23 protein-coding genes are annotated in these 26755 nt (G+C 37.4%); 22 read left to right on the top strand and 1 reads right to left on the bottom strand.

Translation table 11 applies throughout. The features are described from left to right. Nucleotides 1-28 precede the first annotated feature (28 nt). Nucleotides 29-2575: a DUF4982 domain-containing protein gene (locus tag IPJ16_09045; protein MBK7627321.1), complete on the top strand. Its 2547-nt coding sequence runs from the start codon at nucleotides 29-31 to the stop codon at nucleotides 2573-2575. A gap of 502 nt (nucleotides 2576-3077) precedes the next feature. Here IPJ16_09045 and IPJ16_09040 read toward each other — a convergent pair. Beyond that, a complete protein-coding gene (locus IPJ16_09040; protein ID MBK7627320.1) occupies nucleotides 3078-3560 on the bottom strand; it encodes a GNAT family N-acetyltransferase in 483 nt (160 codons plus the stop codon). Between the two features lie 165 nt (nucleotides 3561-3725). On the opposite strand from IPJ16_09040, the gene IPJ16_09035 reads away from it, so the two are divergent. From IPJ16_09035 to IPJ16_08935, 21 genes are all read left to right on the top strand, one after another. After that, a complete protein-coding gene (locus tag IPJ16_09035; GenBank protein ID MBK7627319.1) occupies nucleotides 3726-5321 on the top strand; it encodes a YfcC family protein in 1596 nt (531 codons plus the stop codon). Between the two features lie 182 nt (nucleotides 5322-5503). Then, complete coding sequence (locus IPJ16_09030) at nucleotides 5504-6988, top strand: tyrosine-type recombinase/integrase (GenBank protein MBK7627318.1); 1485 nt, start codon at nucleotides 5504-5506, stop codon at nucleotides 6986-6988. A gap of 106 nt (nucleotides 6989-7094) precedes the next feature. After that, nucleotides 7095-7463, top strand: coding sequence for a four helix bundle protein (locus tag IPJ16_09025; protein MBK7627317.1), 369 nt, complete (start codon nucleotides 7095-7097; stop codon nucleotides 7461-7463). 83 nt (nucleotides 7464-7546) lie between these two features. Continuing rightward, nucleotides 7547-7723 (top strand): type II toxin-antitoxin system PemK/MazF family toxin, encoded by a 177-nt coding sequence (locus IPJ16_09020; protein MBK7627316.1) that lies wholly within the window; start codon nucleotides 7547-7549, stop codon nucleotides 7721-7723. A gap of 35 nt (nucleotides 7724-7758) precedes the next feature. After that, nucleotides 7759-8091: a nucleotidyltransferase family protein gene (locus IPJ16_09015; protein MBK7627315.1), complete on the top strand. Its 333-nt coding sequence runs from the start codon at nucleotides 7759-7761 to the stop codon at nucleotides 8089-8091. A 44-nt stretch (nucleotides 8092-8135) separates the two neighbouring features. Beyond that, on the top strand, nucleotides 8136-8384 hold the full coding sequence (locus IPJ16_09010; protein MBK7627314.1) for a hypothetical protein: 249 nt from the start codon (nucleotides 8136-8138) through the stop codon (nucleotides 8382-8384). After that, nucleotides 8377-8679, top strand: a complete 303-nt coding sequence (locus tag IPJ16_09005) for a type II toxin-antitoxin system RelE/ParE family toxin (protein ID MBK7627313.1) — start codon at nucleotides 8377-8379, stop codon at nucleotides 8677-8679. Before IPJ16_09010 ends, IPJ16_09005 begins: the two co-directional genes overlap by 8 nt. Before the next feature lie 390 nt (nucleotides 8680-9069). Next, nucleotides 9070-9330 (top strand): hypothetical protein, encoded by a 261-nt coding sequence (locus IPJ16_09000; protein MBK7627312.1) that lies wholly within the window; start codon nucleotides 9070-9072, stop codon nucleotides 9328-9330. A 620-nt stretch (nucleotides 9331-9950) separates the two neighbouring features. Further along, nucleotides 9951-10232, top strand: coding sequence for a hypothetical protein (locus IPJ16_08995; protein ID MBK7627311.1), 282 nt, complete (start codon nucleotides 9951-9953; stop codon nucleotides 10230-10232). 746 nt (nucleotides 10233-10978) lie between these two features. Then, nucleotides 10979-11656, top strand: a complete 678-nt coding sequence (locus IPJ16_08990) for a hypothetical protein (protein MBK7627310.1) — start codon at nucleotides 10979-10981, stop codon at nucleotides 11654-11656. A 244-nt stretch (nucleotides 11657-11900) separates the two neighbouring features. Next, on the top strand, nucleotides 11901-12449 hold the full coding sequence (locus IPJ16_08985; protein ID MBK7627309.1) for a hypothetical protein: 549 nt from the start codon (nucleotides 11901-11903) through the stop codon (nucleotides 12447-12449). 893 nt (nucleotides 12450-13342) lie between these two features. After that, entirely contained in the window at nucleotides 13343-13909 is a 567-nt protein-coding gene (locus tag IPJ16_08980) for a helix-turn-helix domain-containing protein (GenBank protein MBK7627308.1), read from the top strand. Between the two features lie 9 nt (nucleotides 13910-13918). Beyond that, nucleotides 13919-14911: a CPBP family intramembrane metalloprotease gene (locus tag IPJ16_08975; protein ID MBK7627307.1), complete on the top strand. Its 993-nt coding sequence runs from the start codon at nucleotides 13919-13921 to the stop codon at nucleotides 14909-14911. 270 nt (nucleotides 14912-15181) lie between these two features. Next, nucleotides 15182-16021, top strand: a complete 840-nt coding sequence (locus tag IPJ16_08970) for a S41 family peptidase (GenBank protein ID MBK7627306.1) — start codon at nucleotides 15182-15184, stop codon at nucleotides 16019-16021. 941 nt (nucleotides 16022-16962) lie between these two features. Further along, nucleotides 16963-17331 carry a BlaI/MecI/CopY family transcriptional regulator gene (locus IPJ16_08965; GenBank protein MBK7627305.1) on the top strand — a complete coding sequence of 123 codons (369 nt, stop codon included), beginning with the start codon at nucleotides 16963-16965 and terminating at the stop codon, nucleotides 17329-17331. Nucleotides 17332-17915: 584 nt separating this feature from the next. After that, a complete protein-coding gene (locus IPJ16_08960; protein ID MBK7627304.1) occupies nucleotides 17916-18131 on the top strand; it encodes a hypothetical protein in 216 nt (71 codons plus the stop codon). Between the two features lie 41 nt (nucleotides 18132-18172). Continuing rightward, nucleotides 18173-18424, top strand: a complete 252-nt coding sequence (locus tag IPJ16_08955) for a hypothetical protein (protein ID MBK7627303.1) — start codon at nucleotides 18173-18175, stop codon at nucleotides 18422-18424. After that, on the top strand, nucleotides 18409-18609 hold the full coding sequence (locus IPJ16_08950; GenBank protein ID MBK7627302.1) for a hypothetical protein: 201 nt from the start codon (nucleotides 18409-18411) through the stop codon (nucleotides 18607-18609). Before IPJ16_08955 ends, IPJ16_08950 begins: the two co-directional genes overlap by 16 nt. Nucleotides 18610-20585: 1976 nt before the next feature. Then, nucleotides 20586-20969: a hypothetical protein gene (locus tag IPJ16_08945; GenBank protein ID MBK7627301.1), complete on the top strand. Its 384-nt coding sequence runs from the start codon at nucleotides 20586-20588 to the stop codon at nucleotides 20967-20969. An 11-nt stretch (nucleotides 20970-20980) separates the two neighbouring features. Continuing rightward, nucleotides 20981-23425: a M4 family metallopeptidase gene (locus IPJ16_08940; GenBank protein ID MBK7627300.1), complete on the top strand. Its 2445-nt coding sequence runs from the start codon at nucleotides 20981-20983 to the stop codon at nucleotides 23423-23425. Nucleotides 23426-24286: 861 nt separating this feature from the next. Next, entirely contained in the window at nucleotides 24287-26749 is a 2463-nt protein-coding gene (locus IPJ16_08935) for a TonB-dependent receptor plug domain-containing protein (protein ID MBK7627299.1), read from the top strand. Nucleotides 26750-26755: the final 6 nt, after the last annotated feature.

Below are 26755 nucleotides of genomic sequence, written 5' to 3'. Positions count from 1 at the left end.
TTAGTCAAAATTTATAACTCCCGAACATATGAAAAAGCAACTTTTACTGGTTATGATGACAGCATTTGTAACACTTTGTTTTAGTGTGACATTACTTGCACAGGATTCGCCTCGGTCGCGTGAATCGTTTAACGACGGATGGAAATTCACAAAATATTTTAATGCATTTAATGAAGCGGCTGCAACTGATAAAGAACCCGCCGACCTGCAGATGCCTGCTGTAAATGATAACGGCTGGAGGTCGCTCGATCTGCCCCACGACTGGGCTATTGAGGGTCCCTTCAATGATTCGCTGGAGAACAATACAGGATTATTACCATGGAAAGGGATTGGCTGGTACAGAAAACATTTCAATATAAGTGAAAATGATAAGGATAAGAGAATATATATCGATTTCGACGGAGCCATGGCCTATGCTAAGGTGTGGCTGAACGGAAAATATGTCGGGGAATGGCCGTACGGCTATACTTCTTTCAGACTCGATCTTACTCCATATATTTTAGCAGGAAAAGAAAACATAATTGCTGTACGGCTCGACACAAAAAGCTGGGATTCGAGATGGTATCCGGGTGCCGGAATTTACAGGAATGTATGGCTTGTAAAAACTTCACAGGTACATATTTCGCATAACGGACTATTCGCCACTACTCCGGAAATAAAGAAAGAGTCAGCCGTGCTCAGCGTAAGTGCAGAGGTTGAGAGTCACAGTACTGAAGCAGTACCTGTCACTCTGAAAGCAACTGTTTATAAACTAGATAACAGATTTGATCGGATAGCAACTCCTGTTGCAGTGTCAACAACTGCAAATGCTACTATAACTTCATCGAAAGATCATATTTTCAGACTCGATATTCCTGTTAAACAGCCTGTTCTGTGGGATCTTGAGAATCCTGAACTGTACTGCGTTGAAGTTACTGTTTCAAAAGGTTCGGTGATTCTTGACAGGTATGAAACCAATTTCGGTTTCAGGACGCTGAATTTCACAGCCCGTGACGGATTTCTTCTTAACGGTAAGAAAGTTGAAATAAAAGGTGTTTGTAATCACCACGATCTGGGTGCCCTGGGAGCTGCATTCAATGTGCGGGCTGCAGAGAGGCAGATTGAGATTCTGAAAGAGATGGGCGGCAATGCCATCAGGACGAGTCATAATCCTCCGGCACCTGAGCTCCTAGACCTTTGCGATAAGATGGGTATGCTTGTACAGGTTGAGGCTTTCGATACATGGAAGACACCAAAAAAACGGAAAGATTATAATCTTCTGTTCTATTCATGGCACGATGAGGATCTGAGAGCAATGGTACGCCGCGACAGAAATCATCCATCGGTATTTATGTACAGCTCCGGAAACGAGGTGGGCGACCAGAATAATCCTGCCCTGTCGGAGAGTCTTAAGAATATTATCAAATCGGAGGATAATACCCGTCCGGTAACTGTAGGCTGCAACTGGGATGAATCGGGCACAAACGGTTTCCAGAAAACACTTGATGTATTCGGGATCAACTACCGCCTTTACAGATATGATGCATTTTTTGCTTTGAAGGATAATGCAAATCTACCGTTCCACTCTTCAGAATCTGCTTCAACTGTCAGTTCAAGAGGGGAATACTTCTTCCCGGTTGTTCAGGGCAACCTCAACAATAATCTTCCCGGAAAAGGTGTATTCCAGGTCTCATCATATGATCTGGCATATCCGGCATGGGCATCTACACCCGACCAGCAATGGGAAATGCAGGATAAGTACCCGGGGGTATTCGGGGAATTTGTCTGGACAGGCTTCGATTATCTTGGCGAGCCTACTCCCTACTCAGGTGATCTTACCGGTCAGGGCCCAACCTCAAGGAGGTTTGAAGAAACGAAGAAGATGCTCGATGATAATGGTGTGACTGAAATACCATCGCGCAGCAGCTACTTCGGGATCCTTGATCTTGCAGGATTTAAGAAAGACCGTTTTTATCTGTATCAGTCGAAATGGAGACCCGAAATGCCAATGGCACATATTCTGCCTCACTGGAACTGGCCTGAAAGAAAAGGACAGGTTACACCGGTACATGTTTATACATCTGGCGATGAGGCTGAACTATTCCTGAACGGAAAATCTCTTGGAAAGAAAAAGAAAGGTCAGTATGAATACAGACTGAGATGGGATGATGTTGTCTATCAGCCCGGTGAGTTGAAAGTTATTGCTTATAAAAACGGTGTGAAATGGGCTGAGGATGTTATGCGGACAACTGAAAAAGCTTCAATGCTTTCGATGTCGGCTGACAGGCCAGCGGTTCGTCCGGATGGCGTTGATCTCATCTATATAACTGTACGCATAGAAGACAAAAATAAACTTCTTGTACCACGCAGCAGCAACCTTGTAAATTTCTCAATTGAGGGTCCGGGTAAGATAGTTGCAGTTGATAACGGCGATGCCACAAGTCACGATCCTTTCCAGGCCAACTACAGAAAAGCTTATAATGGCATGTGTCTTGTTATTGTGAAAGCCGATAAGGGAGCAACCGGGGCGTTCACTGTTAAGGCTATGTCAAAAGGGCTGAAGAATGCAGCGGTAGAAATCAAATTAGCTAACTAATTGGTGCAAAGAACTGGGAGCAGGAAGCAGTCGTCAATTTAAGGTGTTAGGTAGAGTAAAATTGTGTAGAGTTTAGTTGAAAACAAAATGTAAGGTATTGAATATATGCTTGATACATTTCCCCTCCTTTTGAAGGAGGGGTGGCTGGACCACTTTTTAATTATGAAACAAATGCTGATACCAGCCGGGGTGGTTGATTGCAGAAGTAGACCTGGTGCTAAGTGCTGATCTGTAGAAATTAAGACTTTTACTGTTAGAAATGTTTTGGTTTTTCATACCCAAAAAAGGTAAGAATAAATCAAATAATCAACCACCCCGGTCGGGAAACAGAATACTGTATATGTATGATAATCAATCATCCCGACCACCCCTCCTTCAAAAGGAGGGGAAACTTATATATTCAGTTCCTCATTTATCCCCAAAGCTTATAGCACCAGCTATTGTGAACATCACCTAGCACCCAGCACCTAGCACCCAGCACCCAGTACCCCGCACCCAATTTTCATCCTATCCTCTTAGTATAAAACAACTTATCATCCCCCATTTTATAGAAGTCTTTCAGTTTGGCTTCGAGGTCAAAATTTGTTTTGATATAGAAGGCTCTGGTTGGTTCGTAATGAGGCAAACCAGATGTTTCAGCAATAAGGATTTTGCATCCCATTTCCCTGGCATGGATTTCAGTCTGCTCCATTAGCTTCTTACCTATTCCCTTACCGCGATAAGCATTATTTGTACAGATCCAGTAAAGATCAAAACTTGTATCAGACATTAATATTGGTCCGAAGCATGAATATGCAACAGTAACTCCATCGGCTTCGGCAAAAACAAAAAAGTAGCCTGTTGACTCTCCCAGTTCAAGACGTTCCTTAACAAGGTCGACTGCTATCTCAACTTCATGATCGTAGAAGAATTTTGTTGATTCAATTATCTCTCTTACACTTTGTATATCGCTCTCCTGAGGAGTTGTTCTGAATTTCAGATTCATTGTAATTAAGTTATTGGTTATTGAGTTATTATGTTGTCTGACTACAAAGGTTGCAAATTATTTACGAAGTATAATAAACCGTTTTAAAATATTCTTTTCCGGCTGCCTCACACCGCAAGCCGGTAGCCAATCTTTTCATATATTTACTTCAATAAAATGATCGTTATGCTAAAAAAGATCCCACACACCTACGTTATTGTTTTCTCAATAGTTGTGATCTGTGCCATTCTCACCTGGATAGTTCCCGGGGGATTATTTGACAGGCATATCATTACAGTAAACGGCATTGATCGTAATGTAGTGATACCCGGATCGTTTCATTATACAGGAAATAATCCTCAGACATGGCAGGTGTTTTCGGCGCTATTCGATGGCTTTGTAGATAAAGCAGATATAATTGTTTTCATTCTTATTATCGGCGGAGCATTCTGGATTATGAACGAGAGCAAAGCGATAGATGTGGCGATTCAGTCGTTTCTGAGGTTCAGCAAGCGGATTGAACACAATGTTATTATTGCTAAGCTGGGGGCTGACAATATTATATTCATTCTTATAATGCTTATGTTCAGCATTTTCGGGGCTGTATTCGGCATGAGTGAAGAGACAATTGCATTCGTTGTGATTTTTGTTCCGCTTGCCATATCGATGGGTTACGACTCTATAGTTGGTGTATCGTTATGCTTTGTTGCTGCGGCATTAGGATTTGCTGGCGCTATATTGAATCCATTTACAATTGGCATTGCCCAGGGATTATCAAATCTTCCTCTTTTTTCGGGCATTGAATACAGGATGTTCTGCTGGGTAATAATAAACCTGGCCGGATTCGCTTTCATCCTCAGGTATGCGCGATCTGTGAAAAAAAATCCTTCAAAATCGCTTGTAGCCGAGGATGATAAGTACTGGCGCGACAAACAAGAAGGCAGCTCCTTTGAGATCTCTTACAACACTCCGTTATCTGCATGGATAATCTTTTTAATCGTATTGGTTGTAATGGGAATATTCTCATGGCAATTCCCATTGACAAACCTTGGGATTGGAGAAAGCACAGTTCCCCTCCCCGTCTTCCCTGTTTTAACTGCTTTATTCGGAATCACCGGTATTTTTTCACTAAGAAAATCAGTCCATTTTTTCATAATTCAGATCCTTCTTTTTACAATACTTGTGCTTATTGCCGGAGTAATGGGTTACAGCTGGTATATTATGGAAATTGCAACACTATTCTTTGCAATGGGACTCGTGACAGGTATTGCAATGAATTACAATCCAAATAAGATAACAAAACTCTTTCTCGACGGAGTAAAAGATATACAGTCGGCTGCGATTATTGTAGGACTGGCAGGCGGCATCATTATTATTCTGAACAACGGCAATATCATTGACACACTGTTATTTAAACTCTCCGAATCAATCTCGGGCATGGGAAAGATGGCATCGGTTAGTATGATGTATGTCGTTCAGAACCTAATCAATCTTGTTATGCCATCGGGTTCTGCGAAGGCCGCACTCACAATGCCGATGATGTCGCAATTCTCAGACCTCATAGGAGTATCGAGGCAGGCCACAGTAATGGCTTTTCAGTTTGGTGATGGTTTTACAAACATGCTCACCCCTACTTCCGGAGTCCTGCTTGGTGTTCTAAGCGTGGCTAAAATACCTTACGATAAATGGGTCAGGTGGGTACTTCCGCTTATTATTATTCTGGTTGTCATTGGTTTCCTATTATTAATTCCAACAGTCTATATGAAGCTTAAGGGGTTCTGAAACTCCCAAGCAAAGAGCGTAGAGCGTAAAGCGGAGAGACAGACCAACTGAGCCCTGAGTATTTCTTCGGTCTTCGGTCTTCCGTCTTCCGTCTTCCGTCTTCGGTCTTCGGTCAATTGAATAATCCATAGAAATTAGTATCTTTAATTCTCAGTTTTTCGTGCTAAATACTTTTCGCTGCTATGAAACCAAAGATTTTCCTGAAACGGATTTTCCATCGTAATGAATGGAGGTATGCCATTGTTTTCAAATATGATCAGAAGCTTACGGAACTTGTAAGGTCTGTAAAGAATGTGAAATGGAGTCAGACACACATGTGCTGGCACGCACCTGACAATGAGCTTACTCTGAAGCAAATACTCTCTGCTTTCCGCGATTTTGCTGATATTGATATCTCAGAGATTGCGTCATCAGATAGTAAGAATAAGTCTGAAAAACAGGCTTCTATTCCTGTAAAGGAAGATGAAGATCAGTTAACCGATGAATATCCTTTGCCTGATGAAACCCAGGGAGTGGAAAAAAGAAAGGACGGGTATGATGCTGTACTTTTCACAATTGGAGAATCGAACGGGGCGCTGATAATAAAATTTACCGGAAGATATGACAGGGAATGGATAAAGGAACTGAACGGATATGGAAGGGTGTTTTATGACGGAACGAGAAAAGAATTTAAACTAAAATGGTCGCAGCTTGCTGTTGACTCACTCTCCGACTATTTTTCATCGAGAGGTGTTGAAGTGATTGTAAAGAAGGGGATCATTCCTGCTGAGCTAAAGGAGAAACGGGAAGAAAAGGGAACTGATGTAAGAAGCAGGCCGTTAAGTACTGAGGCAGAAAAGAGAGTTGAATTACTTCGCAGATATCTTGATGAAAACAGGTACAGCAAACGGACAGTTGAGTCGTACATAGCAAGTCTGGAACTGTTCTTCAGGTATTTTCACAACAGAGACATTGATGAGATCACCAGCGAAGATATCAGTGAATTTATTGATGATTACATTCTAAGACTTGGTTATTCTGCTTCATATCAGAACATTATGATATCGGCAATAAAACTTAATTACTATGTATCGGGAGGGCGAAGAGTATCGCCCGATTCATTAAGCCGTCCGCGCCGCAGCCGGGCATTGCCAAAAGTCTTTTCGAAGGAAGAAGTGGTGAAGATCTTTGATGCCACGAGGAACAACAAGCACAAGCTGATGCTGTGGCTAATATACTCCTGCGGGTTACGGAGAAGTGAAGTAATAAATATAAAACTAAGTGATCTGGATATGGAAAGAGGTATTTTGAATATCAGGGAAGGTAAGGGAAATGTAGACCGAATGGTTCCGATAGCGGCCAAGATCTGGGAGAAGATAGCAGGATATATAAAGACCTATCATCCCAAAGTCTATCTTTTTGAAGGGCAGACAGGAGGAAAGTATTCTGTTGAGAGTGTATATTCGGTGTTTAAGCAGTCGCTTAAAAGAGCCGGGATACAGAAGGAAGTAGGAGTTCACAGTCTGAGGCACAGTTACGCCACCCATCTGCACGAGAGCGGATTAGATATCAGGTACATACAGGAACTGCTCGGGCATAAGAGCACCAGGACAACTGAGATCTATACGCATGTAAGCAGGAGGAATCTGTTTGCGATTAGGAGTCCGATTGAGGATATGGATATATGAGAAAGTGAAAAGTGAAAAGTGAAAAGTGAAAAATGCAAAATGCAAAGTGCAAAGTGCAAAGTGCAAAATGAAAAATGAAAAGGAAGAAATTAAAAATTAATTAGTTATGGATAGTTTTCCAGAAAGGATGTCGGAGAGGTTTATGGGTTTTATTGTTGGGATAATGAAACTTGAGAAGCAATTATACAAAACTTATTCCGGGAGGCATATTTATGGTCAGCTTTTTCGTTCAGGAACATCTTCCGGGGCAAATTTTGAAGAAGCAAGGGCAGCAGAGAGCAAGGCGGATTTTGTTTACAAAATGCAGATTGTGTTAAAGGAACTTCGGGAATCTCACTTTTGGGTAAAACTTATAATTTCAGCAAAGTTGATACACTCCGAAGATGAAATTTTGAAAATTCTAAATGATGAGTCGAAGGAATTATCAAATATAACTGCCAAGTCCATTGTAACAGCTAAAGCAAAAATCAAATAACATGAAATCTGATGAAGGGTTAAATACCATTGATCTTTGCTATTTACACTTTGCACTTTGCATTTTCATAAAAAGAGGGTGAGATATTAAGGGTTCATCTTAAGAAAGGGACTGCAAATCTTAAGGAAGAATCTGATATTATGATTGATCAGATAAGGGCGATAGATAAGAGGAGGCTGTTGAGCAAGGTTGGAGAGCTACCGAAGGAGCTTCATAAGGTTGTAAAGGATAACATCAGGGTAGTTCTTGATATTGAATAATATAATACAAATGAATTTTGTATTTTTGTAATGAAATGAAAAGCAGAGAACAGATATTAGATTTTATTACCGAAAACAAACAACTGTTTCGGGAACAATTCCACATTATCCGGATTGGGATCTTTGGGTCTTATGCCCGTGGAGAACAGAATCCAGAAAGCGATATTGATTTGCTGGTGGAATTTGAAGAAAATACACAAGATCTTCATGACTTGAAGTTACAGATTAAAGACTTTTTTCATAATAAGTTAGGTATAGAGGTAGATATCTGTCGTGAAAAATTTATTAAGCCCAGATTCAAAAAAACAATTTTAGAAGAGACAATCTATGGTGATCAAAAATCAACTTTGTCTATAATCCATTCCTGAGGCAATCAGATCTCTTTTTATTATCTTTGAAAAAATATAAATACATGACTGTTTCTGATTTAAAAATACGGCTTTTCCGCCAGATTGATGTTCTTGAAAAAAGAAAACTTGAGGAAATCTACGGTATTCTTACAAATTATATCAATGGGCAAAAAGATACTGATGAATGGGATAATTTATCAGAGAACCAGAAGGATGGAATATTTAAAGCAATCGCAGAAATAAAAGCAGGAAAAGGAATTTCCAATAAGGAAGTACTTGAAATGTACCGTAAGAAATACAATAATGTCTAAAAAGATTGTATGGTCACCTTTATCAGTAAGTGATTTTGACAATATACTTGAATACCTTAACAATAATTGGGACAGAAGAGTTTCAAATCATTTTATTGATTTGACAGATGACTCAATCAAGCAGATTTTAAAAAATCCAAGGCAATTTCCTGTAATTTTTAAGAAGGAAAAAATAAGAAAGTGTGTTTTGACGAAACATAATTCTTTGTTCTACACTGACAGCAAAACCCAGATAGATATTTTAAGAATTTTTGATACAAGACAGAATCCGGATACAATAACTTTTAAATGCTAAGGATTGTACCTTCCTACTCTCACAATTATATAAATAAAACATACATCTATCCACCTCTAAATAGCATAAAACAAGCAATTTTTATAATCATATATACGAGTTATGGGCAATAGCGCTGATTCAGTTGCGGTTACCTAGACAAATTCGTCAGCGTGACAGATTCGTTTTACCTTGACAAATTTATCTCTCAGCGCCACTAGCCTATAACGGACTATCTGGACCAATTATCATTGACGTGACAATTTCGTTTTCTCTATCAGGATTCTCTAATCGTGACCATTTTATTATGACATTTGAATTTTCGCCATCTACCTTGATTGCATAATGACAAATCGTATTTAACTTTAAGAATTCGATCTTTAATCATATTCCAAACAAATACTTAAAACTATGAAAAATGTAAGATTTTACCTGGGTTTGTTTTTGGGTGTTATTATCTGTTCTGCAATCTTCTTAATTGTCTCTTGCAAAACAGAACCAGCTGCTTCCGGACCAGAAGTCACCAATCCACCATCATCAACATTGATAAAACAATTTGATTCATACACTAAAGTCTATAAATTGGATGTTGACTATATTCAATATATTGTAGTTCTGAATGATCAAAGTGGTGGTGTTGCTATTATCCAACATAAGTTTCTAACAAATTAAGAACAAATTAGCGAAACTTTAAATCAGAGTCGTATAAGGTATTCTACCATCTATATTATTTTCGTACCATGACAAATACTACTTATCTATCAGGACCTTTAATAGAGAGAAAAAATAACTACTGCCCATAACCCGGATGGTTGGGGTAATAAACTTGTCACATTTTTTGCGCGCCACCGTGACAATTTTATCGTGACACAGAACTTATCACTTATCTGCCAAATCCGTTTTTTCCGGCTCTTGACAAATCCGTTTACCGTGACAACTTTATCGTTCGCCGGGACTGGCAAAAAATGCGCCATGGTGGCTTGTCCGCCGGGACTAATCCTGCCTAAAGTACTAGGACACGTAACGGCGGACGGCGCCACCAACGTTTACTACCGCAACCACCGAGCCGTTAGCATTTATGCGGCTGCCGCCATTACCGGGACAATTTACTTATAGTGTGACAGTTACGTAACCTTTGACAGATCGCACAAATGCTAACCTAAAAGGCGAATTCTCCATGACAACCAATATTCAAAATTCTTAGTAAATTTGAACCTATGCGGATTCTAACACCTTGTTTTGACAATTCAAGAAAAATAAATAAAAAACATTGAGTAAATACGAACAGAATCATGGATAAAGTACTTATTACCCTAATGATAATAATGGCTGTAATAGGGATGATTAGTGTTCCTTTTCAATTCAATATTGTTCAAAAGCTTAAAAAGGAAGGTATTTATTCATCATTGTTTTTATTCTTCATTACTGACCTTAAAAAGTATAAACAACTATTAAAAGCAGAGCAAAATGAATCTATAATTAATCAAATGAAACTCAATTATTATGGCGCTATTTTCACTTTAATCATAGGATTTTTATGTTTCCTTTTTGCAATTCTAATAGTTATTATTTAAGACTCCAAATCAAAAAAATACGACGATTCAAAAGAGCAACCAAATTAAGTTTTACAAAACCCAACCACACACCTACTGTTAACAAAATAACACTACCTTGACAAATCCTGCCTATTTGTCTGGACTTAGAACTTTGACAAATTTCACTTATCGTGACAAATCCTCGCATCTGGACAGTTTTAATTTAGGCACAAATGCTAACCCGGATGGTATAGGTAATTGCCTTCAGCAGCCCGGACTAATCCGTAATCAACCCAATGTCTATCACCGTAATTTACACCTACTTATTAAGTTTTTGCTACCATGACTAATCCTGCTACCGTGACAAAGCCAAAGGGGCTGCTGGCCTTCGCGCTGTTGTCATGGTTTTTGCATCGCCATCGTGACAATTTTATCATACCGTGACAAACCCTGCTCACTTATCGGGACACACTCATCTGGACCACTTTATCGTGACATCCAAATCCTGCTCATCTATCGGGACTGTGCAAAAACACATGCCAACCCCGACACAGACGGCAACTACCTATACCACCGAGCCGTTAGCATTTATGCCGCGTTCCGCTCCTACCGGGACAATTTACTTATAGTGTGACAGTTACGTAACCTTTGACAGATCGCACAAATGCTAACAGCTAAGAGCATATTCTCTACCGATAGTCAGGATTTTAAATCCCGACAAAACATTTTATCACTTAGTCCGTTTTATAAAACCACTTTAACAAGATTCCATATTCATGACTCTTATGTACCGTAAATTCTTAGCAATTAGTTTTCCTATTATCTTAGGACTCTTAAACTTCCAAAATACTTATTCCCAAAAATTCCAACACTCAATACTTGGAGGTGTTAATCTTGCATTTGAAGAACCAGAAGTATTTAATCCAGGTGTGACTGTTGAGTATCAATTTGAGATCTTGGTATCGAAACACTTTTCATTTGGAATATCTCCTTACATTAATATTGTTAATTACCATGCTTCAACATTTGACAAAATCGGAACTACCGTGACAATGGAGAAAGAAATGGAAATTTCATCAGGGATTCCTTCAATAAGTTTCTATCCAAAAGTTTCATTTCCTCTAAACGACAATTTAAACCTATTCATTACAACGGGATTAAATGGATATTCTTCATTTTCAAGTGCATTCTTAACCACGACAAATTACCAATCCGGAGAGGTTGTGACAAAAAGTTATAAAGACAATTCCAAAATCAAGTTAGGATTCGATGCTTCGATGGGATTACAAATTTACCTGACAGACAAATTTGATTTGATTACAAAGCTAAGTTGGTATTCAGCTGATGTTGGACAATCAATCAACTCTCTAAATTTCAATGGTGATTGGCCAAGCATTAATGTGAAGTCAAGCATTCTTTCATTTTCAGCTGGATTAGCATTTCCTATATTTCAGAAAAAATAAAATCTATAACCCTGACAAGACACTTTCTGCAATTATTCCGGTACTACAAAAATTATTGTACTGCTAACAATTAGAACAAATAACAGAATAGAGTGGACTTGAAATATATGATTAATTTTTTTAGTTTTGAATAGTATGTCAATAGTTTATGATAATTCAACCATTTGTTCCAAAAAATAGCCTGATCTAAATGATTCAAAGACATTTAACAACTATTAAAACCCTCTATCTAACTTATCTCATCTTGTTGACACTGACTCTGAATGCATACTGTCAAGACTCTTCCAAGATCAGCATCAAATTCAGGACAGGAATCGGTATTTCAATTGGAAACAGAACTGATGGACTGGGGATCACCTATTCTGCCGGATTTCAAAAAGAAATTTGGAATGGTAGATTCAGAATAAATCCAAATTTTAGTTTTGGACAATATAGTTCCAAGGTTGTTATGGATGCCAGAGATGAGTACTTTAACTCTACCAATCTTGAAACAATTTTATCCTATGACTTATTAAAAGGTAAAAAAGCATCTTTAGTCATTGGTATGGGAGGACTAATCAACAATACAAGAGGTCTACTTGGGACTGGAGGCAAAACTGACCCGGATTATGTAGGAACCATATCTTCACAGTATATAAGTAATTTTCATTTTGCCGGATATATTGGTGGCGGACTTAGGTTTAGTTCTCCAAACAAGCGAATCTCCTATGAGATAATACCATTTAACCTCCATATCGGGACTAATGATTTTCTCGAGTCTCATATAAAAATAGGACTTGAAATTAAACTTTAATCTACAACTAACCATAAATAAAGGTTCTAACTTTTAACTGCACTGCATTTGCTGTTAACAATATAACAGCACCATGACAAATCCTGCACGTAATTCAGGATTGGGAACCTTGACAGATTTCATATATCGTGACAAATTCTCTTCTTCGAGACAGTTTTAAAATAAGCACAAATGCTAACAACGCTGGTATAGGCAATAAGCTTGTCACAATTTTTGCTCGCCACCGTGACAATTTCGCCATGACGATTAACTTCTCACTCATCTGCCAACTCTTTTCCGGCTCTGGACAAATCCGTAATGCAGGGACAAATTATCATTCGCCGGGACTGGCAAAAATTGCGCCATGGTGGCTTGCCGCCGGGACAGTTTATCGGCTAAAGTATAGCATGACACATCGGCGGGCTGCGCCACCAACGCTTACTGCCCATACCAGCGGGCCGTTATAGTGCATTTGCGATTCCTGCCTGACCCCAAATTGACACTCCAAACGCACTATAACTCCAAATCCTTTTTTACATTTAAATTTGTATACCGTGACAAATCCTATATCAAAGACAGTTCCTCAAGACAGACAATCAAGACTATTGAGTAATGGTTTTTGCATCGCCGTCGTGACAGTTTTATCGTACCGTGACCACTTCGTATCATTTGCCGGGATTCTAACATCTTGACAAATTTATTGTGACACTGAAATCATGCCCATTTACCGGGACTGTGCAAAAACCTCAGCAATAGGCTCACATTCAAGCCTAATACCTTATTTACTGTTTTGACTCCAGATTTAAAAAAGCAACAACCAGAGACAAATGCCGTAAAAATGTCATATAGAATCATTAACATCAATGAAAAATTTAAATGTAGCTTTGATTTAAAATTCATAAAGATTCAAAATAATGAATCCAATTGGGGATAAAATATTTGAGATCAGAAAACGAAAAGGACTTTCCCAAGTAGAGCTTTCTGATTTATCCAAGATTAATTTAAGGACTTTACAACGCATTGAAAAGGGTGCTACAGTACCACACGGAAATACCCTGAAAAATCTTTGCCTAGCATTAGGTGTAAAAATCGAAGATATTATTGACTATAATAAGATAGAAGATCTAAGATTCATTAAATTATTCCATTTGTCTGTTTTAACTTTTATGATACTTCCTGTTGGGAATGTTATTCTTCCATTGATTCTCTGGCGCAAGAAACGTGATAAGATTGTTTCCTTAGACGAACAAGGGATTAATTTATTAAACTTTCAAATCCTCTGGACTTTAGTTTGCAATATTCTCCTTTTGTTGTTCACCATTTTTAGAGTCCAGCATTGGAGTAACGGTATGATTTTCTTATATTTAACCGGATTGTTTTATTTGATAAATATCTTATATCCTATTACAATTAGCTTTTTAATAAGTAAAGGTAAAGTGAGAAATTACTATTATTCCGGGATTATGTTTATTAAAAATTAGAGAAGTGTTATGAATTCAAACAAACCAGAAAAACTGTTTCTTCTAATAGGAGTTATCACATTTGCAATAGGTGTTTTTTTAACTATCTCTCATATAAAATTCGGGACTTATTTTATACTTTTTGGAATTGTATTATTAGGACTAATTCTGATTCCTAAAATACTTAGGAGTATTACTGGAGGTTCTGAAACAAGTCAAAACAAATACTTCCCAAACATTTCTCAAAGTATCGGGATTACAGCTTTTAATGTGTTAATGCTGGTATTTACAATTAAACTAACTTCAGGTCTTGACGGATTAATTGGGAAAGAAGCCTTAATGCTTTTAAGTGAAGTTTTAATTGTCGGAATTCCTCTGAGCATTGCATATCTTATTAGAAAGAAATTAACAAACAGCAATTCATTTAATCTGAAAATTGATAACCTACGAATACTGCCATTCATTATTATTGGATCAGTGGTCTTGCTTTTTGGAATTGCAGATCCGATAGGAAATATAATTCCTATGCCAGAAAGTTTTAAAAAATCAATCATGGATTTCGGAAGTCAGACTGGGATTTTTGCATTTCTGCTTTTAGTAATTGCTGCCCCGATTTTGGAGGAGTTATTATTTAGAGGTATCATTTTGGATGGATTATTAAAAAGATACTCTCCGCTCACTGCTATTCTGATTTCCAGTTTGCTATTTGGATTAGCCCATTTGAATCCTTGGTCATTTATAAATGGCCTGATTATTGGAACTTTCTCGGGCTGGATATATTTCAAAACCAGAAGTGTATTACCATCTATAATAATTCATGCATCGGCTAACTTAAGCGGATTTCTATTTAAATACTTCGTCGATGTTAATGCTTTAGTGAATGACTCATTGGTTAAAATTTACGGTGGATTAACTAATCTAATTCTATCAATAATCGGTTCAATAATCATAGTATCAATTTGCATCTACATTTTGATAAAAGTATTTAATAAAGAAAGTGCTCTAGTTCGCACTAACAAATAGAATCAAAGGGATCCTACTCAGTCCAGGTTATGCTACCATTTGCCAGGACTTGAAATTCTACCAAATGACAATGACTCCTGCCTGACAATTTTAAAGTTAAACGCACTAAAATCCAGACAATTTCTTAACTTGGATAAGACAAACTATTAATGCAAAAAGATGAATAATTCAATTAAGATAGTCTTAGTGATTTGCATTATCTACCTGATTGCGTGTAATCCACAACAGAAATATATAGTGGATGCTTTAGACATAATTCAAACACACTCAATGAAGAAAGAACAAATAAACTGGAGTGATTATAGATCAAAAGTCCTTACGTACGGAAAAAATGACAAAACAATGGATGATTACCATAATACAATTAAGTATGCATTATCACTTTTACACGATGGCCATAGCTTTCTCGTTCCATCTAATATTATGAAAAAGGAATATTCTGACACAGCAATGAGAAAAATCCAATCCATAGAATCACATTATGACAACGAAATTGGATACATAAAGATTCCTGGATTTGTTGGCAGCAAGGTGCTTTCCAAGGCTTTTGCTAGTCGAATCCAAGATTTTATTAAAGACCTTGATAAGCACAAAATTAACGGATGGATAATCGACCTTAGGGATAATGGTGGTGGTGACATGTGGCCAATGCTACTTGGGGTTGGACCAATTCTAGGAGATGGCACGGCTGGATATTTTGTTAATTGTAAAAATAACTATGAAAAGTGGGGATATTCTAATGGAAAAGCTTTTATGGATACTACAATAGTAATACAAACGGATTCCTTATATCAATTGAAAAACAAAAATAAGAAGATTGCAATTCTGATAAATAATAAAACCGCGAGTTCAGCGGAAGCAATTGCCGTGGCGTTTATTGGATTACCAAAAACTCGCTTTTTTGGGAATGCAACCTGTGGCCTTACCACCGGAAATTCAACATTTATACTATCCGATAGTTCCATGATAGCACTTATGACTGTTGTTTATGCTGACCGAAATAAAACACTTTATGGTAAGAAAATAATCCCTGATGAAATAGCTAAGGATGTTGATGCAAAAGAACTAGCAATCAAATGGATTAATTGGACAATGCTACAAAAAAATTAGGGTTCCCATTCTACAAAAAGATAATCAATCTGCTGCGATCTCCTTACATAGAAGGTTGGCACAAATGACTTCTGCAGGCAGGACAACTCCGTAATTGACCCCTAAGTCTTTAAGAGCATATTTAAACTCACTTATTAAATTTTCACTATCGTGACTGATCCTGCTACCGTGACTAATCCTGAAATCGAGACCAATCCTGCTACCGTGACAATTTCATCACTGGTGGACAGTTTTAATTCATAAACGCACTATAACCCGGTCGGTTGGGGTAATAAACTTGTCACAATTTTTGCTTTCTACCATGACAATTTTATCGTGACACTTAGCTTTTCACTCATCTGCCAAATTCGTTTCTTCCGGCTCTGGACAAATCCTGCAACCGAGACAATTTTATTTTTCGCCGGGACTGGCAAAAATTGCGCCATGGTGGCTTGCCCGCCGGGACTAATCCGACCTAAAGTAGCAGGACGCGTAACGGCGGACAGCGCCACCAACGTTTACTACCGCAACCGCCGAGCCGTTATGTTTAAGCGGCGCTGCGCGAACCGGGACTAATTCGTCTACAGATCAGGTCTTTACCCGTCGTGACAAATCCGCCTAAACATAACCGATTAGAATTTACTTAAATCGTGACAAATCCTGCCCGCTAATCGGGACTCAATTATCTGGACAACTTTATCATGATACTGAAATCCTGCCCATCTATCGGGACTATTTTATCGGACAAATTTTCCTAGACGCTCTAACAAAAGTAAATGGCCTTAAAAATTATTATGAAATATTGCTAAAAATATTTATTGACCTACTGCTCTGAAATAGATGACATTAGCACATCTAATTTACAACAATATTTATCAATAACGTATTTATCCGTTATTTATTTGTTATTTTAGTTGCATTACTGATATATCCGTTATATCTTTGTAAAAACAGTTACTGCTATGAATAAACTCACAACAAAAGAAGAAGAGGCTATGAAGATCCTTTGGAAAGCTAAAAAAGGATTCATTAAAGATCTGATTGATCTTTGTCCAGAACCGAAACCCTTATACACGACACTTTCGTCAGTTATCCGAATACTTGAGGAGAAAGGCTTCATTGGTCATAAAGCTTATGGCAAAAACCATGAGTACTTCCCACTAGTTAAGAAGGAAGAATATAGGAAAACTTATATGAAAGAGGTCGTAAGCGATTACTTTGGATCATCCTACAAAAATGTTGTTTCATTTTTTGTGGATGAAAATAAGCTAAGTACAGATGACTTAAAAAAATTAATAGAGGTTATTGAGAAAGGGAAGAAAAATGGATAATTTACTCTTATACCTGCTTAAGGTATCAGTTGTGACTATGCTGTTATACCTATGTTATATACTTTTTTTCAGTAAGGATACATTTTATCTTCGCAACAGGATTTTCCTGATTGGACTTCTGCTGCTTTCCATTTTTATACCCTTACTGAATGTTTTTAACCTATTTGCCACTGAGTCTCCAATTGAAAACACAAACTCAATAAAAGCATCATATTAACTGGGACTAGTCTCGAAGCAATTGTTTCAGAAAAAATTACCTCATTCGATTTAAATAGCATATTGATTTGGATCTATTTTTTAGTTACAGGCCTTTTCCTATTTCGAATAATATCCAGCATTGCACAAACACTTAGAATAATTCGAAAGGGAACTATACAAAACACTATGTTCCCTAAAGTTGTTTTGTCCGAAATGGAGCATCCACCTTTTTCTTTCTTTCCTTATGTAGTTATTCCAAAGAAAACCTACAAAAGCAGTGACTATTTGGAGATTCTTGAACATGAAACTGCACATATCAAGCAAGGACATACTTTTGATTTGGTATTTTCTGAATTACTAATTGCCTTTTATGGTTCAATCCATTCATGTGGCTTATAAAAAGGTCGATCGTACTAAACCATGAGTACTTAGCAGACAATTTTTCATTAAAAAGTTCTTGTAATATAAAAGAATATCAGTATAAACTTCTAAACATCCCAACGAGCCTAATGAATGTCCCATTAGCGCATAATTTCTCAAGTTTAATTAAAAACCGAATTGTCATGATCAACAAAAGCCAACACGCAATTATGCTACTCTGAAAAGTTTAATAATTTTTCCGGTAGTAGCAATCCTATTAGTTATGTTTTCGTTCAAACCCGAGAACACTATAACAAACACTGGTAACCAAAAACCACTATTCTCTAAGACTTCTGAAACAGAGATTTTGAAATTTATCGGGATCAATACCGGCTACCCTCAGGAGGCGAGAAACTCTTCCGACACAGGAAAAGTATTTGTTGTTGTAAAAATGAATAAGGGTGGAGTAATAAAAGAATGCAAAGCTTATACTGACAAAAAGCTGTCAATGTTCCCCTGTTGCCAGAAATCGTAATTGTCGGTTATAAACCATCTGGTGGAACAAGTGCAGCAAAAACTACAAAAGCTAGTACGAATGAACACCCAATATTAAAAACTGAATGTCTTCGGGTCGCTAATACCCTTTCAGACGCTAAAATACCTGAGTGGAAGGATAAGGATATGGAATTTGCTCTCGAAATTAAGTTCATGCTTAAATAATTACTAAACAATAGCTTAAGAAAAGCTAAATCTTAAATTTTAAGGACATTTAATATACCCGGACAGCTGTCTGGGTATACTGATTAAGGGCTAATTAAAATAATTACATCATGACAATGACTAATACGATTAGTCCTCATATCGGGACAGTTTTAATTCCCCGCCTAAACATAACCCGGATGGTATAGGTAATTGCCTTCAGCAACCCGGACTAATCCGTAATCACCTCAAAGTCTATGAGCGTAATTTTCACCCACTTATCAAGTCTTGTAGACCGTGACAAATCCTGCTACCGTGACAAAGCTAATGGGGCTGCTGGCCTTCGCGCCGTTGTCATGGTTTTTGCATCACCATCGTGATAATCTATCATACCGTGACAAACCCTGCTCACTTATCGGGACACACTCATCTGGACCACTTTATCGTGACATCCAAATCCTGCTCATCTACCGGGACTGTGCAAAAACACATGCCAACCCCGACACAGACGGCAACTACCCATACCACCGAGCCGTTAGGCGTCAGAGTTTGCGTTTCGCCCAATGCCGTCTTCGTTTGAGAATTTACATTGACAATAATATTTCGTGTGATCTATATGGTTCCTGCACTTCTTATCCAATTTTACCTTGACGGACAACTCTCACCCACTTATCGGGACTTGGACATTGGGACAGTTTATCGTATCGTGACAAATCCTGCTCATCTGCCGGGATTTTAGAAACTCCGGCGCCTAACAGAAAAATAGTGTTCCGTCTTCGTTTGACAAATTCGTTACCGTGACAATTTATTTGAATAAAAAAATGTAAATTCATATCTAAATAAATTCTTAATCAGATTTGATAATTATGGGACTATTTAAAAAATCAGAACCAGAGACAATTGCAGTAAAGGGAAAAGAATTGATATGCCCCATTTGCGGCAATAATCTTTATTGGATTAGAAGGGCGCAATTAAATACTTCAGTAGCTACCTTTTTTAATCTGGATTGGGCAAATCGCACTGCGACATGTTTTGTATGCTCAGAGTGTACTTATATTTCCTGGTTTCTATGGTAGAGGAGATTGTGAAAAATTTCACAAATACAATTAATGTAAAGGCAACATCCTGCTCGCTGGACAGTTTTAATTCTACTCCGGCGCCTAACCCGGATGGTAGGCTTAATTGCCTTCGGCAGGCCGGACAATTCCGTAATCAATCCCAAAGTCATTAAGAGCATGTTTAAAGCCACTTATCATACTTTCTGTACCTTGACCACTCCTGCTACCGTGACAAGGTCTATGGGCCTGCCGGCTGACGCACGAGCTGTCAAGTTTTTTGCAGCTACACTATTTAAATCTATCTTGACATGACAGCTTGGTTCCATCTATCGGGACCTGCAAAAAACTCGCCAGCCCCGACACAGACGGCAACTAATCCTAACCACCGAGCCGTTAGCATTTATGCGCGTTCCGCTCCTATCGTGACAATTTACTTATAGTGTGACAGTTACGTAACCATTGACAGATCACACAAATGCTAACCGAAAAGGCGTGATCTCGTTTACAACAAGAGTTCAAAATATTATGTAAATTTGATTAGAGACAAATTCTAAAAACGAGTTAGCTGTTAACTACTGAATATGAGATATTTTCTAGATAAGGTTAAAAAAGCTAACAATATTTTTCTGCTTTAAAGTGCTTTTATTTCCGTTTTCAGTAAAACAATTCTAAATGAATTTAAGTGACATATAAGCGTTTTACTCGCTAAGATTAAAATAGAACAAGAAAATGCCCCTTTATACCTTGTATTTTATTTAGAATCAATATAAATTATGAAAAATTAACAAAAAAGCACAAAAACTAGGTAACAAAACACGGTTAATTCCTATTAACCAGTAATACTCATAATATGAAATATGAAATATGAAATCTAATACCTTAATACTAAATTACGAAATTTCCTTTATGCAATAAGAAAATTCTCAAAAAGCAACAATTATGAAAGTACATAAGTCAATCATTAGCGTTTTTATAATTCTGATTATGATTCAGACAACCTGCCGAAAAGATAAAGACTGTTTATGTGGCATCGAAAATCCCGGAACTGATCTCATTTGGCTAAAGGAAACTTTAGAAAGGATGCTATGTGTTGAGGTATATTCATTGATTTATGAACGCAAAGAGTACGTAATAATAAGTGATTGCCCAGGTCCAGATGCACAGTCTGTCTTTTATGATTGTGAGGGCAAAAAAACTTGTGAACTAGGTGGTATAAGCTCTGGTGGTGGAAATTGTAAAATGCCTGAAGGATTTACTTATGAGTTCTATTACGCTAATAGAAAACTTGTTTTTTCACAATCATCTCCAAGTGCTAAACAATAAAAACTTGTAAAATGAAAAAGAAAATCATTTCATCTGGTTTTTTGGCATTTATCATCCTCATAAATGTCAATTCTCAATCAAAGATTTCTAGAACTGAATATGCTAAAGACAGTATTCCTAGCTTAATAGTAATGAATACTGAAGTAGCAAAATATAAGCACTCTGACGGAATAAAATTGATTAAAGAATGCTTAGATCTTTCAACATATGATAACTTCAAAACAGTAAAACTCTCCACCGATGAAATGGGATTCACTCATGAAAGATTTCAACATTATTATCAGGGACTTTTGGTTGAATTCTCCCAATATAACGTCCATTCCTATCAAGGAGAAATAACAAGTATAAGTGGAAATCTAAGGAAAGTAAGAAACTTAGATGTAAATCCAGTCTTCAGTGAAGTGGATGCCTTAAATTCTACTTTAAAACAAATAGGTGCCAAAACATATATGTGGGAAAATAAAGACATGGAAGAACTTTTAAAAAAACAAAATAATGATACCACAGTATCCTATTATCCTAAGGGAGAACTTATAATCTGGACAGATTGGGATTCAGATAGTGTTGTTCTTGCTTATAAATTTAAGATCTATTCTTTTATTCCATATGACCAGAATTATATTTATGTTGATGCTCGTACGGGTCAGATCTTTGATAAAAGACCTTTGATGATAGATGCTGTTGGTACAGCTGATACAAGATATTGTGCCTCTCAAAGTATTACAACTGATTTTGAAACTCAATCCTACAGATTACTAGATGAAACAAGGAATATTCAGACATTGGATTTGAATACTTCTGTATACTTTCAATATTATGAAGAATTCACTGACGATAATAACAATTGGTCATCTGCCGAATTTCATAATGCACAGATGGATGACGCTGCATTAAATGCTCACTTCGCAGCAGGGAAAACATACGACTATTTTCTTCAACCATTCCTTGGCAGAGATGGTTGGGATGGAAGTCACTCTTTATTAACTTTATACATTCATTATGGCACTAATCACAATAATGCATATTGGAAGCAGACCGATCACTATATTTATATGGGAGACGGGGATGGCACTAATTTTGGTCCAATAACAGATGTAGATGTTACAGCTCATGAGTTTGGACATGCTATTTATGATGATGAAGTAGGGTATAATCATGTAGGAGAGCCTGGGGCAATTGAGGAGGGTCTTAGCGATATATGGGCAGCTTGCGTTGAAACCTATGCTTCTCTTCCAAATCATAATCCATGGATTATGGGAGATAACTGGGAATTCGATAATGAAAATAGAAATATGGCTGATCCTGATGCTGCACCATTTCACTATCACAATACTCCGTATCAAACCGCATCATATCCGGATGTATATAATGTGGGCAATTGGTATACGGGTTCAGTAAATGATCTTTATGTACATGTTAATAGTACAGTTATGTCACATTGGTTTTTTCTACTTTCACAAGGCAGGTACGGTTCAAATTCTCGAGGTCTATGCTATAGGGTTTTACCAATAGGTATCACAGATGCTGCTAAGATAGTTTATATAATGGAAAAATATTGGTTAACAACAAGTTCAACATTTACAGATGTTAAGAACTATACTATATATGTAGCTGAAAATCTATTTGGTCAGAATTCTTTTCAGGTTGCTCAAGTAAAAAATGCTTGGAATGCAGTTGGAATTGGTAGTTCAGAGTATAAGATATTGGGGCCTACATTAATTTGTTCTCCAAATACTGCTTCTTATTCGATATATTTACCAGTTGGAAGTACAATTGATTGGACTCCTGGTCCGAATATTCAACAAAACTCTTCTGATAATTCAAACCCATGTGTTTTCTCATTTTCTGGCCAAGGATTTTCTTATATTGATGCTACTATAAACTATGGTTGCGGAAATTTCTCTGCAGTCAGGTGCTATATATGGATTGGCACCCCTATTGTGAATTATGTTACTGGTCCTTATTCCGGGGAACCATATAATATGTACTATTTCACTGCATATCCCCATTCTTGGGATGCTCCAGCTCAAGCCACATATTACTGGAATGCTAGTCCTTGGGCAGAAATATATCCAGACTATAGTGGGGCCAATATCACTTTTTATGAAAGTGTCGGACATCAAGTTTGGGTATATGCATCCAATTCCTGTGGTTCAAGTAATACGGCATATACGTGGATAGAGATAGGCAGTGGGGGATACTTTTCAATAAATCCTAATCCAGGTAGTACTGAAATAACAGTTGAACTTAATGCATTGGGGCCATTGAATCTAAAGTCTTTTGAAACATTTAATGAGATAAGTATTTTCAATATATATGGAGTTTTGCAAAGTAAAAGAAAATATTACGGCACCAAGTTTAATATTCCTGTTCATTATCTTAAAGATGGGACTTACATTGTCCAAGTTAAAAGCGGTAAGTTAATTATGAATAAGCAATTAATAATTAAGCATTAGAAAATTACAATTTAAAACAGGTAGAAATATGTTCAGATTACTCCTTTATGTTTATGTTGAGAATTCAACAGCTGCGATAATTGGTTATAACTTTTAACCGCACAACACCAGCTGTTTACACAATATCAGCACCATGACAAATCCTGCCTGTTAGCCAGGACTGAAAACCTTGACAAATTTCAGATATCTTGACAAATTATTCGCATCGGGACAGTTTTAAAATAAGCACAAATGCTAACACGGATGGTATAGGTAATTGCCTTCAGCAGCCCGGACCAATCCGTAATCACCCCAAAGTCTATATTCATGGTTTTCACCCAATTATCAAAATTTCGGTACCGTGACTAATCCTGCTGCCGTGACAATGTCAATAGGGCTGCTGGCCTTCGCGCCGTTGTCATGGTTTTTGCATCGCCATCGTGACAATTTTATCATACCGTGACAAACCCTGCTCATTTATCAGGACTCAGTCATCTGGACAACTTTATCGTGACAGCCAAATCCTGCCCATCTACCGGGATTGTGCAAAAACACATGCCAACCCCGACACAGACGGCAACTCCCCATACCACCGGGCCGTTAGCTGCAAGGCAAAGTGCCCCAAATCCTCACTGCACCGGGATTTCCGACGCGCGCGCAAGAGTTTTGCAGCCCGTCCCTGCAACCATCCCTTCGCTGCAAAACACATGCTTTTTTGCCCGCCCGGACTCCGCCATCAGGCCAACTTAATTATACCATGACAAACCCTGCCTGTCTATCGGGACTTTACCCAATTAAGACAGTTTATCATTGCCCAGTCTATTTTATATTTTCTTTATTATATGATATTTATTAATTTTAAGGATAATATAAACTTCAGACATGAATAAATTCAAAATTCTTGTTGGAGTATTAATTCTAATATTCAATCAATTATCATTCGGGAGAGGTAAATTCATTCAATATCCTTCTGATGAGGACTCAGTAATTCTAATTGAGAAAGTCTATCTTCATATAGATCGTGAGAATTACCTTGCTGGTGATGATATATGGTTCAAAGCTTATCTAATTGATGCTCTGGACCACTTACTCACAGATCACAGCAACAACCTGCATGTCGAACTTATTTCTCCATCCTCAAAAATTATCTCTAGCAGGATAATTCGTCTCGAAGGAGGTTTAGGTAATGGTGACTTCAAGATTCCTGCAGACATCATGTCCGGAAGATACAGGCTACGGGCTTACACTAATTATATGAGGAATTTCAGTGATCAGTTATTCTTCTGCAAAGAAATCACCATTGTTAACGCGAATGATAATGGTCAAGATGAAATCTCAGATAAAGTAAAATATGTAGAAAATAAGATCATAATAAACTTTTTTCCAGAGGGAGGTTCCCTTGTGAACAATGTGTCATCAATAGTAGCTTTTAAGGCTGTTAATAATCTTGGCGTGAGTTGCGATGTATCAGGTAAAATTTATTCGTCAAATGGGGACTTGATCACTACATTTAAATCCACTCACCTTGGAATGGGCAAATTTTTCCTTAGGCCATCTTCAGGTTTGAAATACTATTCTATAATCAGGGGAGGTGATAGTATTGATATCAGGACTGAATTACCAACAAGCTTTCCAAAAGGTGTAACTTTTAGCGCCGCTATAAATCAAGATAACGAAATATTGATTACAACTAAGACAAACTCTGAGACTCTGGCACTCATTTCAGAACATGACATATTACTTAGTATTTCAATACGAAAGGAAGTTATTAATACAATTCCCTTTAGAATTAAATCTCCTATAACCAATTTTGTGGTTCCGGCTGGTTATCTTCCCGAAGGAATTTTAATGTTGACCCTTACTACCCGGGAAGATCTTCCTCTTTCAGAAAGACTTATTTATATAGAAAAAGAGGCCCCTTTAAAAATGCTAATTGAAACTGACAAAAACTTTTATAAAAAGAGAGAAAAAGTTAATCTGAAAATATCTTTATCAGGTGATTCAACGGTTGAAAGAACGGGGAATGTCTCTCTGGCTGCTATTGATGAAACCTTCACAAATAATACTTCTCAGTACCCAAGGAATATTTCCTCATGGTTTCTGCTGGAATCAGATATACGAGGAAATGTTGAAGATCCATCAAATTACTTCGATCCGACAAATGCAGACAGATTAAAAAATTTGGATCTTTTGCTACTTACTCAGGGCTGGCGTGACTTTTCCTGGAAGTATGATACCGTTAATTATCCTACCGAGAATGGATTTATGATATCCGGGAGATTGAGAAATTTCTATAAAAACAAACCAATTGAGGGTTCAAGAGTAAGTGTGGGAATTTTCGGTAATACAAATTCATTTTTTACAACTATACCAGTCGACTCAACTGGCAGATTCAATTTATCAGGCGTTGACATAACCGGCGAAGCAAGATTAATTGTAAGTGGGATTGATCAAAAAGACCGAATGAAGGGTTTGTTGATTTTGGATTCGCTAAAATATAATCCGGCAAAAGTATCAGATAGTCTGACTCCTGTTTTTATTTTAACTGAAAACAAGAATTCTAAATTAAAATCCTACTATACAATTAATGAGGAAATATTGAAAAAATACAAACTTTCAGATACGATAAGGATTGGAGAGGTAAATATTATTTCTGAACGTCATAAAGACCCACAAACTGAAAAAGTAGAGAAGAGCCGTTCAAAATATGGTACCCCCGAAGGTGAACTAATCATTACCGAACAAATGAAAAGTTATAACAGCCTGCCGGAGCTTATTAGCGGTAGATTTCCAGGAGTAGAAGTTTTAAAAGGAGGCATAATCAGAATCAGGGGAGCATTTAGTTTTCAAAAAGATACAATTAATCCGGATGGTACATCTGGTATTCTACCTCTCATACTTGTTGATGGTAACCCGGTACCATATGAAGAAATAAACTATATCCCGGTCAATTACATTGAAAGGATTGATGTATTAAAATCCGTTGGAGCAACCTCTGTTTTTGGTATGAGGGCATCATCCGGAGTTATAAATTTAATTACCAGAACAGGTGAAGATTCAGAAATTAAAGCACCAGTGGAATACTCAACAAATATAAGGTTTTCAGGGTATAATGAACCACGGATTTTCTATTCGCCACAACATTTACAGGATTCAAACTCTGACATTAATCCTGATCTGAGGTCAACTATTTACTGGAAACCTAATATAAAACTGGAGGGTACAAGTGAAGTAATTCTGAATTATTACAACGGAGATAATTCATCATTAATCAGAATTATTGCAGAGGGTATTACAGATAGTGGCATTCCTGTAACGGGAAAAGCTGAATACGAAGTCAGATAAACCAAA

This window comes from Bacteroidales bacterium (assembly GCA_016709865.1).
GTDB lineage: Bacteria > Bacteroidota > Bacteroidia > Bacteroidales > VadinHA17 > LD21.
The sequence above is the reverse complement of the archived record's forward strand: the minus strand, read 5'-3'. Positions and strand labels throughout refer to the sequence as shown.

Coding starts and splice junctions, on each gene's coding strand:
- IPJ16_09045 (MBK7627321.1), top strand. CDS start 29: ATGAAAAAGCAACTTTTACTGGTTATGATGACAGCATTTGTAACACTT.
- IPJ16_09040 (MBK7627320.1), bottom strand. CDS start 3,560: ATGAATCTGAAATTCAGAACAACTCCTCAGGAGAGCGATATACAAAGT.
- IPJ16_09035 (MBK7627319.1), top strand. CDS start 3,726: ATGCTAAAAAAGATCCCACACACCTACGTTATTGTTTTCTCAATAGTT.
- IPJ16_09030 (MBK7627318.1), top strand. CDS start 5,504: ATGAAACCAAAGATTTTCCTGAAACGGATTTTCCATCGTAATGAATGG.
- IPJ16_09025 (MBK7627317.1), top strand. CDS start 7,095: ATGGATAGTTTTCCAGAAAGGATGTCGGAGAGGTTTATGGGTTTTATT.
- IPJ16_09015 (MBK7627315.1), top strand. CDS start 7,759: ATGAAAAGCAGAGAACAGATATTAGATTTTATTACCGAAAACAAACAA.
- IPJ16_09010 (MBK7627314.1), top strand. CDS start 8,136: ATGACTGTTTCTGATTTAAAAATACGGCTTTTCCGCCAGATTGATGTT.
- IPJ16_09005 (MBK7627313.1), top strand. CDS start 8,377: ATGTCTAAAAAGATTGTATGGTCACCTTTATCAGTAAGTGATTTTGAC.
- IPJ16_09000 (MBK7627312.1), top strand. CDS start 9,070: ATGAAAAATGTAAGATTTTACCTGGGTTTGTTTTTGGGTGTTATTATC.
- IPJ16_08995 (MBK7627311.1), top strand. CDS start 9,951: ATGGATAAAGTACTTATTACCCTAATGATAATAATGGCTGTAATAGGG.
- IPJ16_08990 (MBK7627310.1), top strand. CDS start 10,979: ATGTACCGTAAATTCTTAGCAATTAGTTTTCCTATTATCTTAGGACTC.
- IPJ16_08980 (MBK7627308.1), top strand. CDS start 13,343: ATGAATCCAATTGGGGATAAAATATTTGAGATCAGAAAACGAAAAGGA.
- IPJ16_08975 (MBK7627307.1), top strand. CDS start 13,919: ATGAATTCAAACAAACCAGAAAAACTGTTTCTTCTAATAGGAGTTATC.
- IPJ16_08970 (MBK7627306.1), top strand. CDS start 15,182: ATGAAGAAAGAACAAATAAACTGGAGTGATTATAGATCAAAAGTCCTT.
- IPJ16_08965 (MBK7627305.1), top strand. CDS start 16,963: ATGAATAAACTCACAACAAAAGAAGAAGAGGCTATGAAGATCCTTTGG.
- IPJ16_08960 (MBK7627304.1), top strand. CDS start 17,916: ATGTGGCTTATAAAAAGGTCGATCGTACTAAACCATGAGTACTTAGCA.
- IPJ16_08955 (MBK7627303.1), top strand. CDS start 18,173: ATGTTTTCGTTCAAACCCGAGAACACTATAACAAACACTGGTAACCAA.
- IPJ16_08945 (MBK7627301.1), top strand. CDS start 20,586: ATGAAAGTACATAAGTCAATCATTAGCGTTTTTATAATTCTGATTATG.
- IPJ16_08940 (MBK7627300.1), top strand. CDS start 20,981: ATGAAAAAGAAAATCATTTCATCTGGTTTTTTGGCATTTATCATCCTC.
- IPJ16_08935 (MBK7627299.1), top strand. CDS start 24,287: ATGAATAAATTCAAAATTCTTGTTGGAGTATTAATTCTAATATTCAAT.